Raw genomic sequence first — 16,550 nt, forward strand, 5'->3', positions numbered from 1 at the left:
TTCGCGTCTTTGGTCCCGGTCTCTCGTCTGTCTCGCTGATGATCCGACCGCGCGGCGAAGGATCATCGTCTGTCTGTGCCAATCCCGTCGTTCGGGTCGTCGTACCCCGCGCGCATCGCGCCGATGCAACCCACGTGGTTCGGTCAGTCATCTCCTATCCCGCGTTCGGAACGTCGTCCGACGGGACGGCGAACGGGTGTTGGCCGGAGCGCCCCGATGATCTCCGGCGGAGTCGACAGCAGCGGTGTTGAAGGCTCGGTCTTCTCGGCGTTCAGCTTCCTCTTGCGACGAAGCATGTCCGATGGCTCAGCATCCGGGCGACGGTCGAACGTCCAGCTCCCGTCATCCAAGTCACTGAACGCGTGTGCCGCGGCCCGCTTTCCGTAGGCCTGCCAGTCGCGGTGCCTGCCGGCGGTCGAGGGTGCATACGCGGCGATCAAGGCGGCGACTTCGGTCTGGTCGTGCCCCGAGACGCGCAGACGGCGGGCGACGAGGGCATCGACCCGTGAGGCGTCCGGCCAAGGTCCTTCCCACATCGCGAGGATGTTCAACCGGTGTTCGCGGTAGAGCATCGCGTCCGGCGGCACGGGCTGCGTCGGGTGTGCGGCATCCGGCGCTACGCCCGAGCGTGAGGAGGCTCCGACGCCGAAACGCCGGACGAACCACCGCGCCTGCCGCTGGATCGCTGCTGCGAACGCGCTGCAATCCTTCCCCGTCGTCTGGATCGCGTGTGCGAATAGCCTGAAGCCGTCCGGGCTCGGATCGTCGAGGATCGTCAGTCCCAAACGCCCTCGGGCCGCACCGACAAAAGCGCGGATCGCGGCAGCAGCTCGCGCAACCGCAGCCATCTCGAACGGGAGCAGAAGCTTGGTCGCGCTCAGGACAGCGTCGAAGCGCCTTCTCCCCCGGGCGAGGATCAGGGACGGTGAGAACCTCCGCTGGAGGCGATCAACGGCTCGAGCATCGAGATCGGCCAGGACGACGTGGTGGCGCCGGTCGTCGTCGGGAGCCAGATGGATCGTCCGATCGTCGAACGCCGCCAGGAAGCCGGGCAATGCCGCGGCGATCTTTGCCATCGGACTGGGCGGAACATGGGCGAGGCGATCGGGTATTCTGACCGGCCTAACGCTCCGGTCGATCGGGTCGTGCGGGACCGGAGCGGGTCGCACGGCGACGAGGCGGTAGCGAGAAGCATCGAGCGCGGCATGACACGTTGCCAGCGTGTGCGGGATCCGTGCCGCCGGCTCGTTATCACGTTTCAGGGGGGCGAGCTTGGGCGGCGATCGACCGGTCTGTCTGGCGAGCGTTCGCGCGCTGGGCGCGGTCGAAGGCCGGGGGCCGACCAGCACCGATTTGAGCAGGGGCATCGCATCGAGCGCGGGATAGCTCGCGTCGTACCGCTCACGGACCCGATCAGCCTCGTGTTTGCGCCGCCGTGCCAGCACATGAAGTTCTGGATCGGTTCCCGGTGCGGCGCGCGGTGATCCGGAAGGTTGCGCTTCGGGAAGGTAGGCCGGTCGGACGCCCTGCGCAGCCGGACCCGGCTCGAACGGCCCGAGCCGAGCCTGCAGCTTAGCCAAGCTCGCGGCGCGGCAGGTCGAGGCCTTGATGACCTGACCATCGATGATCAGGATCGCGCCCGATCCCTTGCTCGCGTAGACGATCTCCTCCGTAGCGAGATCGCGGTGCAGGGCGGCCCAGGATCCGGCGCGCGCGACGATCGGGGCTACGATCTCGATGGCCCGCCGCGCGGCACTCTCGCCGCCCTGGTAGATCTCCGCCCGCGCCGCTCCGGAAGGCAGGGCGTCGCCCGGATCGAAACGGCGGGCGAGGGTCTTTGCCTGGGCCGTCGCCCGATAGCTCTCACGGACGCGGGCGGCGGCCATATAACGGGCAACCCGCGCGTTTGGATCGTCCGCCGCGGCCGCTCGGAGTGCGTCCCGGACGCGGGTGATACGCGCCTCGGCGCTCTCCCGGCGTTGCCCGTTAGCTTTGGAAGCGTGAGCAGCGGAAGCACGCAACCGGCTCGCGCTCACCTGTCGTGGGAGGTGAGCCGTGTCGGCATTGGCCCGCCTCAACCGATCCCGAGCCGAACCAGCACCGCCTGCATCTGAGCCCGCAACTGGCCGATCTCTTCGCGCATGTCTGCCAGGAGCCCGACGATCTGCTCCTGTTGTTCCATCATCGCGTCCTGGGCTTCGAGGATCGCGCTCATCGGATCCTCCTCGGCTTGATCCCCACCGCCCTGCAGGAACTGCAGGATCCTGCGCGTGTCGCGATGGGCGGCGTGCGCTTCGACGGAGGCATGCTCCGCATGCTTGGCGGCGACCTGCCCCCAATTCGGCGGCTGCCCGCCGGGCTGTCCTGTACCTGCTGACATGCTGTTCTCCCGTGACGTCTTCGAGGATCTCGAAGTTGGCGCCGGGCTCGCGTCGCCAGCCCTGGGCATGCTCGATCCGGGCGACCGCGCGCCCGATGGCGTTGTGGAAGAAGGCGACCTTGGTCGTCTTGTCGGCATCCGGTGCGACGCGTGAGACCAGCGCGTGCAGGTGCGGGTTGCCACCTTCGCCGAGGTGCAGCGCCCAGAGCACGCCGTGACCGCGCAAACCGGTCTCATCCAGCAGGATGGTCAGCGCCCGCTCGACCTGTCGCACCGTGGGTTGCTCGCCGGGTCGCCAGGACAACACGAGGTGCTCGACCGGTGATCGCGCTCGCGGCGCCCCCGTGACGGTGGCGATGAGTTCGGCGACCTGGCCCGAGCGGGTTCCGGCGATGAGGTTGAGCCTGCCGCGGGCCAGGACATCGCCGCGGTCGAGATCGTTGGCGCTGCGGTCGATGTAGGTAACCAGCGCCTCCACCTGCCGTGCGACCGGCGCACCGTCGCGGCGCTTGTCCACGCGCTTGCCGATCATGACGGCGCCCTCGACAGGGCGTCGATGGCGCGGCGGATATCGCGCAGGGCGAGGCGGCCGTCCTCGCGCAAACCGGGGGTGCGGATGGCGAGCTTGGCGAGGCCGCCGAGCCGGCGCAGCTCGCGAATGTGCTCATCATCGACTTGTGCCGCGATGTGCAGGCCGACCAGCCGACGGCGGGTGAGCGCGGCGAGGGTGAGCCCGGCCCCCTGCGCTTCGCGAAGGAGGCGCGCGTGCTCGTCGGGGGCGAGCCGAATGCCGACCATCTCCGTGAGTTGGCGGCGCTCTGAACCACGTTGGCCGGACATCGGCGTCGTCCTCAGGGGGCCTTCAGGGGTGGGGGTTCGGGGGCACGCCCCGACAGGCTGAGGGGGAGGTGAGAAGCGAGAGCGCCGAACGGCCCCCGACCCTTTGCGCTCCGTGGCCGGCGGGGACGGCGCGGTTAGCAAAGGGCATCCTGCCCCCTGCGTCCTCCATGGGTGTTGTCTTTCCCTGGTCTTCCCGCGGCGTCAGCCGACGCGCGGTGACCGCCTCCGCTTTGGCCACCAAGCCTGGAACGAAGCCGTCGCGCAGCGCACTGGCGATCGTTTTGCGGCGAGCTCGTTTAACCGGCGTCGCGCAGTTTTCTACGTAGATCATAAGCTCGCTAGCCAACTCGAAAGCGATCAACTTTGTCGAGTCCGTGGGGGAATCGAGCATCGCCGTCTCAAGCATTCACACCGGCGCTTGATTGGTCAATGAGTTGACAAGCACAGCAAAATTTGCGGGGGCGAATCACCATAAAACACAATCAATATAACACTCATCTGCATCGATTCGCGGCAAAAAGTTCTTGCAATCGGTACAGGCAAGCGTGACCATGGTGACGGCGGACGCTGACGATGCGTCGAGCGAACCAATCCACAGGTGGAGCCAATGATGGTAAAGCCAAAGCGAATAAGGGTCCCGATCAAGTCGGAGGAAATCTCTGCGTCGCACGAGGCGCTCGATGCGTTGCTACGCATTCCGCCACCGCCGCCACGCGAGACGATCACACTTGCGAAAGCCATTGGAGACCTCGCCCCGAAGATCCTGGCGCTCCTGGATGCGGGCCACACCATCGAGATGATTGCCGAGCGCGTTCGGCTTGGCGGCCAACCGATGCTCGCAGCCACGCTCAAGCGCTACATCGCGGCGCGTGGCGGCCGGCGCAGCAAATCGAAGGGGCGGCGCACGAAGGGTACGAAACCGGCAAAGCGTGGAGCTGGTCAGTCAGCCGGGTCGTCATCGCCCGCGATAATGGTCAGCGGCGATCCCTGTCCGTCGAACCGATCACCGACTGCGGCAGCGTCGTCGAAGCCAGCATCGACGTCACAAACACAGGCGATGCGGGGCATTCCAGTCCAGCCAGATGTCTCGCGACCGATAACCGACGCGCACCCAGTACAACAGGCTCGACCGGCACCAGCGCCGCTCGCACAAACGGTGATACCCGCAAAGCCACCTCAGTCCGCCGAGGTAACGCGGCCGGCGGCGCAGCCCGTCACTTCACACAATCCGATGCCGGCGCCGCCAATCCGAGAGACGAGCGTTCCGCTGAGCACGTCACGGGCGCCGACACCATCATCGCCTGCATCCATGGCAGAGCGGACACCGGGCATTCAAAATCAACCGAGTCTCGATTTATGCCTCGCGGCTGCGGCGAGAATGGATCGCGCACCTCCCCCGGGCTTCGAGCCGCATCCGATTCCACAGCCCAGGAACAATCCGACAAAGAAAGAGGATCCGCTGTTCTGATCATCCGTCGAGATGACGGCAGCGATAGGTTGCGATCCGCGACTTACACAAACAGTCTACAGAGCTATGCGTCATACCAGGCAAAATACGACATCAGGCCCATAGTCGATAATCTTCCATATCTTCATACGAAGGGTCGGCATGAGGACTCTCATGCCGACCTACATTCTTCGTCGCGATCTTGAGATCGCTCGAATCCACCTTCAAACGATGGAGCGGACTCAATGCTCGGCGACGATGATGCCCCCAGGTTCGTGTACAGCCAGCCCCTCAAAACGGAGGACATCCGTCGGGATGGACGAGGTCACCCGCTCGCCTGGGTCCCAGTTACGTGTCCGCCGCCCGTCCAGACGGGACGCCCCCGCACCGTTGAGCGGAAGAGGCTCCTGCAGGCGAGCTTCGGCCTCACCTACGTCGGCCTCTTCGAGGCGCTGCTCCGTCGCGCGCGAGATGCTGGCCGCGCGAAAGGACATCGGCGTGAGGTTCTGCACGAGGAGTTGCGGCAGGAGATCCTCCATGGGATCCCAGTGTCGTGGAGTCCGGCAACGGTTACCGATGCGGCAGAGAAGTTCGTAGCCGAGCTATCGCCCTATCCCACCTTCAAGGCGTTCAAGGGTGACGCGCGCGGACGGGGACGCAAACATCCGGGAAAGCCGAACGCGAAAACCGGCGATGCCTGGATCACCGCACAGAAACGGATCCTGCGCCTGCTCGCCATCGCCAGCGAACAAGACCAGCTCATCACCAGCGAGCAACACAAACTCGGCCACGCGGTGCGCGCGCACGACGACATCGGTTGGTGGGAAGGGAAGGAAGCTCTGTTGGAGGAGCGCCTGCTCCTCGACACCAAGCAACAGGAGAAATTCCGCCTGAGCCTACCGGAGATGGTCGAAGTCGCGATCTACGGTCACATCAATCCCGCTGAGCTGTGGCGGAGCTACCATCTGTCGAGTGCCATGTTCGAAGCGGCACGCTGCGCCGGGTGGTGCAGGATCGGAAAGTTCGCGCCGCTGAGCCCGGACGGTGCAAACTGGCTGATCAACTACCTCGCCGGCTGGTCGAGTCTCGACAGCACCGATCCCGATGCGATCAGCCGGTACTTCCTCTGCAGGGACCTGATCATCGACGCCTTCAACGGTCTCGCCGACGCAAACATCCACTTCTTGCGCGGCGAGCTGCTGAACGAGGTCGAAACAGCGATCAAACGGGGGGGGCCGATCGAGATCCGTGTGCCGGCGATCATCGCGAAGCAGCGGACAGGCTGAAGATTTCGTCGTTCGACAGGGCCGCGCGAGTTTTTACCCGAGTTTTTCAAAGCGGACTGGCATCATTGGAGAGCTCCATTGAGGAGCCCGACGATGCGTAAGCCATTTCCCCCGAACACATCTCGCCGAAACGGACGACGCAAGACCGAGCCTCGGCGGCCTGACGGACGCCATGCCCCCGGTGCGCGGGCTCGCGTCGCAACGCAGCGCCGCCCCGGTATCCGCAGGCATCCCTCGTTCGTCCTCGATCTCGCAGATCCCACCAACGTGGCGACCCGGGAGATCGAAGTGATCGATCGGCATCTCGGGAGCTTCATCGACGATCTGCTGGGTTGAGGCTTCGCCACCCTGCGAGCGTGACCGCCTTTGGAGGATGCAGCGACGACTCTTGCCGCCGAGTCGCAGAGTTCGCAGCCTCCATGTCCATGAGAGCTCTCGTTCTTGAACTGCTGAGGTTCCGCCAATGAGCCGACACGCCCACAAAACGCGCGTCCTGCCGTCTCTCGACGGACCGCAGCGCGTCGTGTGCTACCTGCGCGTTTCCACTGGACTGCAGACGAATCGGATCTCTCGCTCCCCGACCAGCGGGCACAGGTGCATGCCTTCTGCGCCGCCAAGGCTTGGCCAGTGGTGGACGCGTGTGTCGAACCATGTGCCTCGGCGACCGACGACAACCGGCCCGCATTCGAGACGATGATCAAGCGCGCCTGCGACGACGACCATCCCTTCGACGTCATCCTCGTCCCCTCTCATCCGCGATTTCTTCGGGATGCCTGCGGGCGCGATCCGTACGTGCGCCGCCTCGCCGAGGCCGGCGTGCGCCTGATCTCGGTCACCGAGGAACTCTACAACGACCCCATCCAGGTGATGATACGGCAGGTGATCGCCCGGTTCGACGCGTACCAGTCGAAGCAGCTTTCATCTCTCTGAACGTGCTCACCACCCCTGCCGTGCCGAGGTTCCCGCCGTGAGTCATTACACCCGCAAAGCGCGCGCCATGCCTGCTCTCGATGAGCCTCAGCGTGTCGTCTGCTACCTGCGCGTTTCCACCGGACGCCAGGCCGAATCGGATCTCTCGATCCCCGATCAGCGAGCGCAGGTGCACGCCTTCTGCGCCGCCAAGGCTTGGCCGGTGATGGGGGAGTATGTCGAGCCGGGTGCCTCGGCCACCGACGACAACCGCCCCGCGTTCCAGAAGATGATCGAGCGCGCCTGCGACGACGACGACCCCTTCGACGTCATCCTCGTCCACTCATACTCGCGGTTCTTCCGGGACTCGTTCGGTCTGGAGATGTACGTGCGCCGCCTCGCCAAGGCCGGCGTGCGGCTGATCTCGATCACCCAGGAACTCGGTGACGATCCCGCCCAGGTGATGATGCGGCAGGTGATCGCCCTGTTCGACGAGTACCAGTCGAAGGAGAACGCCAAGCACGTGCTGCGGGCGATGAAGGAGAATGCGCGTCAGGGCTTCTACAACGGCGCTCCGGTGCCGCTGGGCTACACCGCCGTCGAGGTCGAGAAGCGCGGGGCCCGGATCAAGAAGCGGTTGGCGGTCGACAGCGTCGAGGCGGAAACGATCGCACTGATGTTCCGCCTCTACCGCCATGGCGACGGCATCTCCGGTCCGCTCGGGGTCAAGGCGATCTCCTGCCATCTCAACGAGCGCGGCTACCGCACTCGCTCCGGGGGTCGCTTCGGGGTCGCGACGGTTCACGGTATCTTGACCAACCGCGTGTATGTCGGCGAGTGGGTGTTCAACCGGCGCTGCTCGCGGACGCTGACCGAGAAACCGAAGGCGGAGCAGATCCCGATCACTGTGCCGGCGATCATCTCCCTGTCCGAGTTCGAGGCGGTGCAGGCGACGCTGAAGGCGCACAACCCACGCACCACGCCGGCCCGGGTCGTGACCGGCCCGATCCTGCTCACCGGGCTGGCGACCTGCACGACCTGCAGCGGCCCTATGACGCTCCGCACCGGCACGTCGAAGTCCGGCCAAGTCCATCGCTACTACAGCTGCTCGACCCACGGCCGGCAAGGCAAGACCGGCTGCACCGGCCGATCGATCCGGATGGATACCCTCGACACGTTGGTCACAGACCGCCTCGTGGCGGAGCTGTTGCAGCCTGACCGGCTGCGGACGACGCTCGCCTCGCTTTGGTCGGTGAGGGCGGAGAAGGCGATCCAGGTCGACGTGCGGGTGGCGGCGCTGCACCGCGAGGTCGCCGGGGCGGAGGAGAAACTGAAGCGCTTGTACCGAATGATCGAAGAAGGAATGACCGACCTCGACGACATCCTGAGGGACCGTCTTGCGGCGCTGAAACAGGAGCGGGACCGCGCCAAAGCGGCGCTCGACCGGATCCACGTCAACGCGCGTCCGCCGGCGGAAATCGCTCCGGACCTCATCGAACGATTCGGCCGTCTGATGCGCGAGAACGTGACGACGGGAGAGATCCCGTTCCGGAAGGCGTGGCTTCAGGCGATCGTCGACCGGGTCGAGGTCGGGGCAGATGTCATCCGCATCGTTGGCGGGAAAGAAGCCCTGGAAACGGCCATCCTTGATGCCGGCTCAGCCGCGCCCAGTGTTCGCAGTTCTGTACGGAAGTGGCGCGCCCGAAAGGATTCGAACCTCTGACCCCCAGATTCGTAGTCTGGTGCTCTATCCAGCTGAGCTACGGGCGCCTGACACGGCGGCGGGGTCTCGCCCCGCCGGTGTGAGGGGGCTTCTAGAGGCTCGGATCGGGCTTGGCAAGACACATCGTGGCAAGAGAATCCGGCCACGAGCGTCACCCCCGCCGGGTCAGAGAATCCGGGCGCTCGCCTTCACCCGCTCCTCCGCGGCCCGGATCGCCTCCGGCGTGCCGACATGGAGCCACTGGCCGTCGAGGCGCATGCCGAACAGCCGCCCGGCCGCGATCGCCCGGTCGAACAGGAGGTTGAGCGAGAAGGCCCCCTCCGGCGTGTCGGCGAACAGGCCCGGGTCCAGGATCGCCACCCCGGCATAGATGAACGGCGCGACCGCACGCTCGCCGCGGCGCTCCAGGCGCCCGTCCGCATCCATCACGAAATCGCCGGCGCCCTCGTAGCCGAGGCTGGTGGTGGTGGGGGCCACGAGGAGCAGCCCGTCCATGCGGGCCGCGTCCCAGGTCTCGACCAGCCGGCGCAGGTTGGAGGCCGGCCCCTCCAGCCAGAACGAATCCGCGTTCAGCACGACGAAGGGCGCCTCGCCCAGGAGCGGCAGCGCCTTGCGGATGCCGCCGCCGGTCTCCAGCAGCGCGCCGCGCTCGTCGGACACGATCGTGGCCGGCCCCCGGCCCGGCGCCTCGGCCCGGCGGGCGAGGTGGCCCTCGATCAGGTCGGGCAGGTAATGGACGTTGACGACCGCGGTCCCGATCCCCGCCTCGGCGACCCGGTCCAGGGCGTGGTCGAGGAGCGCCTTGCCGGCCACCTCCACCAGGGGCTTCGGCACCGTGGCGGTCACCGGCCGCATGCGCTTGCCCAGGCCGGCGGCCAGGACGAAGGCGCGGCTGACGGCTGGCTCGAGCTCGCTCATGCGGGGCGGATCCGGTGGTCAGGGTTCGGGGGCGGGGGCGACCAGCCCCGGCAGGTGTTCCGCGTGCCAGGCCCGCAGCCCGGCCAGCGCCGGATGGGCGAGGTTGCGGGCGAGGTAGCCCTCGATTCGCGGCAGGTGGGCGAGGTAGCCGGGCTTGCCGTCGCGCCGGTCGAGCCGGGCGAAGATGCCGAGGATCTTGGTGGCGCGCTGGGCCGCCAGCAGGGCGTAGGCGGTGGCGAAGGCGCCGACGTCGAAGGCCGGGTCCCGGCCCCGGCGCTCCCGGGCGTAGAGGCCGAGGAGCCGCAGCTCGAACTCGGCGCTGGCATCGACCCGGGCATCCTGCAGCAGCGAGGCGACGTCGTAGGCCGGGTGGCCCATCACCGCGTCCTGGAAGTCGATCAGCCCGACCCGCTCCAGCCCGTCCCGGTCGGGCAGCCAGATCAGGTTGGGCGAATGGTAGTCGCGCAGGGTCCAGGTCGGCCGGTCCGGGACCGCCCCCTCCAGGGCCGCCCGCCACAGAGCCACGAAGTCCGAGCGCGCCGCCTCCGGCAGGGTCACGTCCCGGATCGCCGGGGCGTACCAGTCGGGCAGCAGCTCCGCCTCGAACAGCAGCGCCTCCGTGTCGTAGGGGGGCAGCACGTGGTCGATGCCCTCCGCCACCGGCAGCACCGCGGGCAGGGGGGTGGCGTGGAGCCGTGCGAGCAGGCGCACGGCCTCGGCGTAGCGCTCGGGCCGCGGGGCGCCGGCCTCGATCATCGGCTCGCTGCCGAGATCCTCCAGGATCAGCAGACCCTCGGCGAGGTCCTCGCCGTAGATCTTGGGCGCCGAGAAGCCGAGCGCCCGCAGCCCCCGGTCGAGGGCCACGAAGGCGTGGACGCTCTCGGCCAGATGCACGATCGCACTGTAGGGCTTGCCGTCGCGCACCGGCGGCCCGTCGGGCCGGGGCGGCGCGATCATCAGGACCGCGCTGGTGCCGTCGGGCTTGGTCAGGCGCTCGTAGGCGCGGGACGAGGCGTCGCCCTGCATCAGCGCGCGCTCGGCGAGGTCCCAGCCGCTGCGGTCGAGGAGCCGGCGCACCGCCCGGGCCCGGTCGAGCCGGGCGCGCATGGCGCCGGTGCCGGCGATCCGGGCGAGCCGCGCCCCGGGACCGAACTCCGCCCGCAGGGACAGGTCGATGCTGAGCACCGGCCCGTCGCGGGCCGGCAGCCGCTCGGGCCATTCCACCAGGGTGATCGCCCCCTCGGCCAACTCGTCGAAGCCGAGTTCCACTAATTCGTCGGCGTCGCGCAGGCGGTAGAGGTCCGCGTGGATGATCGGCCGGCCGTCCCGGGTCGCGTAGGGCTGGATCAGCGTGAAGGTCGGGCTCGGCACCTCCAGGCGCGGGTCGCCGGTGAGTTCGCGGATGACCGCACGGGCGAGGGTGGTCTTGCCGCCGCCCAGGCCCCCGGAGAGCGTCACGACGTCCCCCGGGAGCAGGAACTCGGACAGGAACAGGCCGAGATCCTCGGTGGCGGTCTCCTCCGGCAGCACGAATTCCCAGGGCGCGGATGCGCCCGCCGCCCCGCCGGCCCTCTGCCCGTCCCGATCGTCCCCGTCCAAAGCCCGCCTCCGAGACCCGAAGACGCATGGTCCGAAAACACGCCACGGATGCAAGCGTTTCCGGCCCCTCTCGTGCGCTTCCCGTTCGCCCGGTGCACCGAAACCACGCTCGCGGGCATCGGCTGCGGATTGCCGGACCGGCGCCGTGCTTGGCATACCGCTTGCCGAGGGCGACGCGAACGACCCGCGGGCCGGCCCGGCCCCCCATTCGACGATCAGGCAGGGAGTGACGCATGAAGCGCGAGGACCTCACCGAGAAGCTTCTCGACATCAAGCGCGAGAAGGGCTGGAGCTGGAAGCACATCCACGCGGAGATCGGCGGCCTGTCGCCGTTCCTGATCACCGCGGCCTGCATGGGCCAGATGAAGCTGCCCAAGGCCCAGGCCAAGCGGGCGGCCGCCCTGTTCGGGCTCACCGCCGCCGAGGAGCGCATGCTCAACGAGGCGCCCTATCGCGGCTCGATCCCCCAGATGCCGCCCACCGACCCGCTGATCTACCGGTTCTACGAGCTGGTGATGGTCTACGGCACGACCTTCAAGGAACTGATCCAGGAGGAGTTCGGCGACGGCATCATGTCGGCGATCGACTTCAACATGGACATGGCCCGCGAGGCCAACAACAAGGGCGACCGGGTGCGGCTGACCATGTCGGGCAAGTTCCTGCCGTACAAGTATTACGGCAACGACGACGACACGCCGGAATACGGCTTCAAGGAGGGCTGAGCGGCCGGGGGGGGCGATCGGGATCCGCCGCATCCGCCGTGCCCGCAGGGGCTGGCGGATTCACGGATCGCGTCCGGCCGGGGGCAACGGCCGGCCCCAGGCGCGTCGCCCTTCCCCCACGGCCTGCCGGGTTCACACGTCTCGGGCTGACGCCACCATCTTGAAAGGAAGGCGCTGTTTCCCTCCCCGTCGCGGGGCGGGGTCAGGGGTGCGGGTGGTGCAGACGGCACCGCACCGTTCGATCCTGCACCACCCGCAACCTCCAACGCCGCCCCGCACGAGTGAGGGGACCCGAGCCCCGCCGATCTGACCGGCGAGCGCGCTGAGACCTCAAACCTCTGTAGCCCCCTTGTCGTCGCCGGAGCGAGGCGGAATCCCCGGCGTACCGCGTGGCTGTGCAACCGGGCGTCGCCCCAGGTCCTTGATCTGACGCGCTCGCAGACGGCGAACCGGTCCCCGTTTCGGCGGCGAGCGCGCGAGGACCCCCGCATGACAAGCCCGATGTCTCCCGAGCGCCCCGACCCGACCTATCCCGATCCGTCACCGGCGCATCCCCCGAATCCCGACCGGACGCCGCTCCCCGAGCCTCCGGGCATGCCCGACGATGGGCCGGACGAGGTCCCGCCGTCCAACGAGCCGCTGGGCATCCCGTCCGGTGCGCCTCCGGAGATCGGGTGAAACCGGCCCGGCGGATCCGGCTGCCGCTCGCGTCCTGATCCGCGAAACGGCGGCCACCGCTTCGGTCTTGCAGGACGAGCCCGGCGCCCCGTCATGGGGGCGTCGGGCGGCATCGGGCCTGTCGCGAGATCATCGAAAATAAAATCCGTGACTTTTTGCGCGTTCGCACGTTTCCATTTATTGCAGCACACATCCATCATGTTTTAAATGATATCAAAGACTGCGGAGATACGTCATGCCGATTGTCGGATACCCGGCCTGGCAACCGGTCATCGATGCGAACACGCGCGAACACGTCCGTTTCGCGATGTCGGATGGGCGCAGGCTTATCCCATGCCGCATCGCGATCAGCACGCTGCGCGATTGCTTCGGCGATGCGGATTCCGAGCCGATCGCTCTCTTCGAGAGTTTCCAATGCGAGATCGAAGGCTTCGCCAGCAATAAATACGAATTCGGCGGGGTCATGAACGGCATCGTCGAGATTAAAGAAGCCGACATGTCTTGATTTCGGCTCACAGGATCAGGAAAATTGCAATGACAACTCCCAGATTGACGGGCATCGAATTTAGCTGGTTCACCAAGTGCCAGATGCTGGCCTCGAACTACGAGCAGCATTGGGGCATGCAGCTCGAGCCCGAGACGGGAACGCTGGTCGAGACCCTCGCCGCCGATGCGCGAATAGTCTTCACCGGGCCGCAATCCCTGCAGCGTGTGGCTGCACGGCTCGGCCTCGCCGCAGACGCGATCTCATCGACCAAGGACGAGGCGGGTCCCGTCGCCAACCGGCGGCACGAGATCGATCGCGGCGCGGAAGCGCTCCGATACATGTCCGAGAAGCTGGCCCAGGTCGCGGCGGCCGTAGGCGCGCAGGAACGCCCCTCGGCACAGGCGTCGAGCGATCCTGTCGTGCGCCCCGCGCCTTGACGAGCGGCGGCGGCCTTCGGATCCACGGGCGAGATCCGCGCCCTACATCGTCACGATGATGGATTTTCAGACGATCGGGACGCTGTGCGACCGGAAGCTCATCTCGGAGGACGAGGTGGACGCCGCCGTCGAAGCCTTCCTGTCCGGGTCGGTCGCGAGCGTGTTCCTCTTCCGAGGCGGTTATCGGCTGAACCTCGTCAAGGCGGTGCGCAGCCACCCGGGCGCCCAGGAATTTGTCGGTCGTCCCAATGTCGGCATCGGACTGAAGCGCCCCTTCGTGCGCGCCGCGTTCCTTCAGGCACGGCCGATGCCGCGCCCGGACGATTGATCCGGTCGGGATCGGTCGGCCACGTCGCCCGACCGGCCACGGCTCCGCCCGGCCAGGATGGCGCGCCGGAGAGCGGGGGCCCGGGGATGCCGGACCGGGTCCGGGACAGGCCGGTCGCGTCATATTCGCGGATCCGAGCATCAGAATTGGTGGGCGCCACGGCAGCGTCCCGCGGATAGACTCCGGACGTCGGATCGCCGGTCGGTATCCGGCCGGTGCGCGCAACGCGCCCGACCTGCCCGCGCACCGTCGCCCCGGACCCGGCCCATCGGGACGGCGGCGATGCGGTGGCGCTCATCCCGAACCGTGGTCCGGAGATGCCTATGCCGACGCACCTCTGCATCGATCCGACCGATCAATACAGCGACGCTCAGGTCCTGGTGACATTCAAGGGGGACGGCAGCGACGTCAGTCTGATCTCGGTGATCGACGCCGCGCACGACGACATCCTCCCCGATTTCGAAGAGATACAGCGTCAGGATCTTCGCGATGAGATCACCGCGGCGGTGCATCGGACCGAGAGCCCGCTACGACCGAACGTGCAAAGCCCTCACGTCTAACGCATCGTCCTGAATATACTGTCCGCCGAGGTGGGTGCCCGGCTCGGTGTCAGAGGGCCCGTCGCAGCGCGGGTCTCGGGCCGCGAACGCCTATGCGGGGGGGCATCCGGACCGGGGGCGGGCGCTGCGGCGACGTCGTCCCGGCGTCGACCGTCCTGCGCGACAGCCCTGGAGGGCTTCGATGACAGATCATTCGACCATGCGGCGTGCGACAGCCGAACTCCTCGGCACGTTCTGGCTGACATTCGGCGGATGCGGCGCGGCGGTGCTGTCGGCGGCCTTCCCCGAGCTCGGCATCGGCTTCCTGGGCGTATCCTTCGCCTTCGGCTTCACCGTCCTGACCATGGCCTACGCGGTCGGGCATATCTCCGGGGGCCACTTCAATCCCGCGGTCACCCTCGGCTTATGGTCGGCCAGGCGATGCGCGAGCCGGCATGTGGTCCCCTACATCCTGGCGCAGGTCGCGGGGGCGATCCTGGCGGCGGGCGCCCTCTACCTGATCGCGTCGGGGAAGCCCGGCTGGGTTCCGAACGGCTTCGCCGCGAACGGGTACGGCGACCTCAGCCCCGGCCGGTTCGGCATCGTCTCCTGCCTCGCCATCGAGTTCCTGGCGACGTTCTTCTTCCTGTTCATCATCATCGGAACGACCTCGAAGGGGGCGGCGGTGGGCTTTGCCGGCATCCCGATCGGTTTCGCCCTGGTTCTGATCCACCTGATCTCGATCCCGGTGACCAACACCTCGGTCAACCCGGCGCGGAGCACGGGGCCGGCGCTGTTCGCGGGTGAAGCCTATATCGGGCAGCTGTGGCTGTTCTGGCGCGCGCCCATCGCCGGGGCCATGGTGGCGGGTAGGCTCGCGCGGTGGTTCTACGAGCCGGCCGACATGGTCGAAACCGTGGTGGTCGAGAAGGCCGCCGTCCGGCCGATCTGAAGGCCGGCGTGACGGGGCGGACAGCCCCGGCGACCGTCGATCATCCCTCCCGGATTCGTCCCGGATCGCGCCGCGGTCGCGATCCATCTTCGCGCCCCCCGGGCTCGACCCTGACATCCCGGAGGATCGGTCCGGGGCGCAACGGAACGACGAAGATCCTCGATTCAAAGTCTCTCGGGAGCCTCCCGCCGTCGGCACCGTCCCACCGGCAGCGAAACGGCCCGTCCCCGATATGGGCCGGCTCCGAGGAAGCCAGCACGCCGGGCGGGAAACATCCTGTCCGGATGCGACGGTCGCAACGACCGCAACACGCACCGGTCACCGGTGCAACGAAGGAAACCAGCCATGGCTCAGACATCCCACGCCGAAGCCTCCAAGCATCACGAGGCCGCGGCCAAATCCCACAAGAGTGCGGCCGATCATCATGCGAAGGGTGACATGGCCACGGCCACGAAACACTCCGAGGAAGCGCATGGCCATTCGGTCAAGGCGCATGAAAGCTCGGCCAAGGCCCACGCCAAGAGCACCGGCAAGCACTAACATCTCCATCGCCTGATCGAACACGGAGCGTGGGCCGCGTGTCCGCGCTCCGGACCGGGATGGGGGGCGGCTGCCGAGTCTGAACGCCCGTTTGACCGTGCGATTGCGATCGCGCGGCCGTCCTGACCGACGTGTAGCCCGATCGTCGCCTCTTCGTGAGGGTGCTGCGCAGCAGACTCGAAAGAGCTCTCCAGGGATCGCGCGGCCGGCTGGAGGCCTCCTTCGAGGGCTCCGCACCGCGACACGCCGCGGGATGAGGTCGCAACCGGGCAAGAACGGCCGAACAGGCTTTAGAATTATCGAACTACATGGATAATATGATCGTATTATTATAAGGCAGATTTTGATTTCAGGATTCGTCAATTTGTATCCAACTCTACCCGGATTTCGGGAAGAGACGTTTGGTCAGGCTATGGCGGCGCAGGCCCGGCGCCGAGCGCCATCCGTGGGGCCGTCGGCTGCCGTCACCGCCCCGGGCGGGCGCGTCCCGCGAGATCTTTCCTTAACGGTGCGCCTGTAGCCTCGGCGGCCCGATGTCGTCGTGAGCGTCCGCCTGGGCGCCGGAGCGCCTGCCGCTATGACCCTGCTCAGCGTGATCTGCCTGGTCTCGGGGGCGTCGCTTGCCGGCCTGGCGCCGCGGCGCTCGGTGCAGCAGGCGGCCCTGGAGGGGGCCGGGGGCGGCCTGATCGTGCTCGGACTCGTCATCATCGGCGCGGGATTGCCCGTCTTCCGATAGCGGCCCGTCCCGCGACCCCGCCGGGGACG

The 16,550-nt window shown here is 67.5% G+C and carries 19 protein-coding genes, 1 tRNA gene and 1 pseudogene; 13 read left to right on the forward strand and 8 right to left on the reverse strand.

What is annotated here, in order from left to right; all coding sequences use genetic code 11:
- Window positions 1-143: 143 nt before the first annotated feature.
- Together AC3IF3_RS12720 and AC3IF3_RS12725 are read right to left on the reverse strand one after the other, a co-directional pair.
- Window positions 144-1,886, reverse strand: coding sequence for a hypothetical protein (locus AC3IF3_RS12720; RefSeq protein WP_489231290.1), 1,743 nt, complete (start codon window positions 1,884-1,886; stop codon window positions 144-146).
- Window positions 1,887-2,074: 188 nt separating this feature from the next.
- Window positions 2,075-2,380 carry a hypothetical protein gene (locus tag AC3IF3_RS12725; protein WP_489231385.1) on the reverse strand — a complete coding sequence of 102 codons (306 nt, stop codon included), beginning with the start codon at window positions 2,378-2,380 and terminating at the stop codon, window positions 2,075-2,077.
- On the opposite strand from AC3IF3_RS12725, the gene AC3IF3_RS12730 reads away from it, so the two are divergent.
- The gene (locus AC3IF3_RS12730; protein ID WP_489231386.1) at window positions 2,379-2,534 is read left to right on the forward strand and encodes a hypothetical protein; all 156 of its coding nucleotides are present in this window, start codon (window positions 2,379-2,381) and stop codon (window positions 2,532-2,534) included. The genes AC3IF3_RS12725 and AC3IF3_RS12730 overlap by 2 nt on opposite strands.
- Here AC3IF3_RS12730 and AC3IF3_RS12735 read toward each other — a convergent pair.
- The 3 genes and pseudogenes from AC3IF3_RS12735 to AC3IF3_RS12745 all read right to left on the reverse strand — a co-directional run.
- Window positions 2,496-2,912, reverse strand: a pseudogene (locus AC3IF3_RS12735) (relaxase/mobilization nuclease domain-containing protein); the annotation flags it as partial. The gene AC3IF3_RS12730 and the pseudogene AC3IF3_RS12735 sit on opposite strands and share 39 nt — an antisense overlap.
- The gene (locus AC3IF3_RS12740) at window positions 2,909-3,220 is read right to left on the reverse strand and encodes a plasmid mobilization protein (RefSeq protein WP_489229047.1); all 312 of its coding nucleotides are present in this window, start codon (window positions 3,218-3,220) and stop codon (window positions 2,909-2,911) included. The gene AC3IF3_RS12740 and the pseudogene AC3IF3_RS12735, both read right to left, overlap by 4 nt.
- Before the next feature lie 1,689 nt (window positions 3,221-4,909).
- Window positions 4,910-5,206 (reverse strand): hypothetical protein, encoded by a 297-nt coding sequence (locus tag AC3IF3_RS12745; protein ID WP_243971878.1) that lies wholly within the window; start codon window positions 5,204-5,206, stop codon window positions 4,910-4,912.
- A 9-nt stretch (window positions 5,207-5,215) separates the two neighbouring features.
- Here AC3IF3_RS12745 and AC3IF3_RS12750 point away from each other — a divergent pair, with 9 nt between their 5' ends.
- From AC3IF3_RS12750 to AC3IF3_RS12760, 3 genes are all read left to right on the forward strand, one after another.
- The gene (locus AC3IF3_RS12750) at window positions 5,216-5,953 is read left to right on the forward strand and encodes a hypothetical protein (RefSeq protein ID WP_489229048.1); all 738 of its coding nucleotides are present in this window, start codon (window positions 5,216-5,218) and stop codon (window positions 5,951-5,953) included.
- A 594-nt stretch (window positions 5,954-6,547) separates the two neighbouring features.
- Complete coding sequence (locus AC3IF3_RS12755; protein WP_489231291.1) at window positions 6,548-6,883, forward strand: recombinase family protein; 336 nt, start codon at window positions 6,548-6,550, stop codon at window positions 6,881-6,883.
- 67 nt (window positions 6,884-6,950) lie between these two features.
- On the forward strand, window positions 6,951-8,585 hold the full coding sequence (locus AC3IF3_RS12760) for a recombinase family protein (RefSeq protein WP_243971874.1): 1,635 nt from the start codon (window positions 6,951-6,953) through the stop codon (window positions 8,583-8,585).
- Here the strand turns inward: AC3IF3_RS12760 and AC3IF3_RS12765 are convergent.
- From AC3IF3_RS12765 to tsaE, 3 genes are all read right to left on the reverse strand, one after another.
- Window positions 8,556-8,632: transfer RNA gene (locus AC3IF3_RS12765), tRNA-Arg, on the reverse strand. The genes AC3IF3_RS12760 and AC3IF3_RS12765 overlap by 30 nt on opposite strands.
- A gap of 118 nt (window positions 8,633-8,750) precedes the next feature.
- Entirely contained in the window at window positions 8,751-9,503 is a 753-nt protein-coding gene (locus AC3IF3_RS12770) for a nucleotidyltransferase family protein (protein WP_243971872.1), read from the reverse strand.
- Window positions 9,504-9,521: 18 nt separating this feature from the next.
- A complete protein-coding gene (gene tsaE, locus AC3IF3_RS12775; RefSeq protein ID WP_489229051.1) occupies window positions 9,522-11,102 on the reverse strand; it encodes a tRNA (adenosine(37)-N6)-threonylcarbamoyltransferase complex ATPase subunit type 1 TsaE in 1,581 nt (526 codons plus the stop codon).
- Between the two features lie 233 nt (window positions 11,103-11,335).
- Here tsaE and cynS point away from each other — a divergent pair, with 233 nt between their 5' ends.
- From cynS to AC3IF3_RS12820, 9 genes are all read left to right on the forward strand, one after another.
- The gene (gene cynS, locus AC3IF3_RS12780) at window positions 11,336-11,824 is read left to right on the forward strand and encodes a cyanase (RefSeq protein ID WP_243971868.1); all 489 of its coding nucleotides are present in this window, start codon (window positions 11,336-11,338) and stop codon (window positions 11,822-11,824) included.
- Between the two features lie 489 nt (window positions 11,825-12,313).
- Window positions 12,314-12,502, forward strand: coding sequence for a hypothetical protein (locus tag AC3IF3_RS12785; RefSeq protein WP_243971866.1), 189 nt, complete (start codon window positions 12,314-12,316; stop codon window positions 12,500-12,502).
- A 235-nt stretch (window positions 12,503-12,737) separates the two neighbouring features.
- Window positions 12,738-13,007: a DUF1488 family protein gene (locus AC3IF3_RS12790; protein WP_489229053.1), complete on the forward strand. Its 270-nt coding sequence runs from the start codon at window positions 12,738-12,740 to the stop codon at window positions 13,005-13,007.
- A gap of 44 nt (window positions 13,008-13,051) precedes the next feature.
- Entirely contained in the window at window positions 13,052-13,426 is a 375-nt protein-coding gene (locus AC3IF3_RS12795) for a hypothetical protein (protein ID WP_489229055.1), read from the forward strand.
- A 115-nt stretch (window positions 13,427-13,541) separates the two neighbouring features.
- A complete protein-coding gene (locus AC3IF3_RS12800; protein WP_489216210.1) occupies window positions 13,542-13,754 on the forward strand; it encodes a hypothetical protein in 213 nt (70 codons plus the stop codon).
- 215 nt (window positions 13,755-13,969) lie between these two features.
- Window positions 13,970-14,314 carry a hypothetical protein gene (locus tag AC3IF3_RS12805; protein ID WP_489229056.1) on the forward strand — a complete coding sequence of 115 codons (345 nt, stop codon included), beginning with the start codon at window positions 13,970-13,972 and terminating at the stop codon, window positions 14,312-14,314.
- A gap of 181 nt (window positions 14,315-14,495) precedes the next feature.
- The gene (gene aqpZ, locus AC3IF3_RS12810; protein WP_489229058.1) at window positions 14,496-15,245 is read left to right on the forward strand and encodes an aquaporin Z; all 750 of its coding nucleotides are present in this window, start codon (window positions 14,496-14,498) and stop codon (window positions 15,243-15,245) included.
- Window positions 15,246-15,590: 345 nt separating this feature from the next.
- Window positions 15,591-15,785: a hypothetical protein gene (locus tag AC3IF3_RS12815; protein WP_243971855.1), complete on the forward strand. Its 195-nt coding sequence runs from the start codon at window positions 15,591-15,593 to the stop codon at window positions 15,783-15,785.
- 577 nt (window positions 15,786-16,362) lie between these two features.
- The gene (locus AC3IF3_RS12820; RefSeq protein WP_489216216.1) at window positions 16,363-16,521 is read left to right on the forward strand and encodes a hypothetical protein; all 159 of its coding nucleotides are present in this window, start codon (window positions 16,363-16,365) and stop codon (window positions 16,519-16,521) included.
- Window positions 16,522-16,550: the final 29 nt, after the last annotated feature.

The organism is Methylobacterium sp. J-118 (assembly GCF_057836565.1).

Bases quoted from the DNA above. Each gene is read 5' to 3' on its own strand.
- AC3IF3_RS12720 (WP_489231290.1), bottom strand. From the start codon at position 1,886: ATGGCCGCCGCCCGCGTCCGTGAGAGCTATCGGGCGACGGCCCAGGCA.
- AC3IF3_RS12730 (WP_489231386.1), top strand. From the start codon at position 2,379: ATGCTGTTCTCCCGTGACGTCTTCGAGGATCTCGAAGTTGGCGCCGGG.
- AC3IF3_RS12725 (WP_489231385.1), bottom strand. From the start codon at position 2,380: ATGTCAGCAGGTACAGGACAGCCCGGCGGGCAGCCGCCGAATTGGGGG.
- AC3IF3_RS12740 (WP_489229047.1), bottom strand. From the start codon at position 3,220: ATGTCCGGCCAACGTGGTTCAGAGCGCCGCCAACTCACGGAGATGGTC.
- AC3IF3_RS12745 (WP_243971878.1), bottom strand. From the start codon at position 5,206: ATGGAGGATCTCCTGCCGCAACTCCTCGTGCAGAACCTCACGCCGATG.
- AC3IF3_RS12760 (WP_243971874.1), top strand. From the start codon at position 6,951: ATGCCTGCTCTCGATGAGCCTCAGCGTGTCGTCTGCTACCTGCGCGTT.
- AC3IF3_RS12770 (WP_243971872.1), bottom strand. From the start codon at position 9,503: ATGAGCGAGCTCGAGCCAGCCGTCAGCCGCGCCTTCGTCCTGGCCGCC.
- cynS (WP_243971868.1), top strand. From the start codon at position 11,336: ATGAAGCGCGAGGACCTCACCGAGAAGCTTCTCGACATCAAGCGCGAG.
- AC3IF3_RS12785 (WP_243971866.1), top strand. From the start codon at position 12,314: ATGACAAGCCCGATGTCTCCCGAGCGCCCCGACCCGACCTATCCCGAT.
- AC3IF3_RS12790 (WP_489229053.1), top strand. From the start codon at position 12,738: ATGCCGATTGTCGGATACCCGGCCTGGCAACCGGTCATCGATGCGAAC.
- aqpZ (WP_489229058.1), top strand. From the start codon at position 14,496: ATGACAGATCATTCGACCATGCGGCGTGCGACAGCCGAACTCCTCGGC.
- AC3IF3_RS12815 (WP_243971855.1), top strand. From the start codon at position 15,591: ATGGCTCAGACATCCCACGCCGAAGCCTCCAAGCATCACGAGGCCGCG.
- AC3IF3_RS12820 (WP_489216216.1), top strand. From the start codon at position 16,363: ATGACCCTGCTCAGCGTGATCTGCCTGGTCTCGGGGGCGTCGCTTGCC.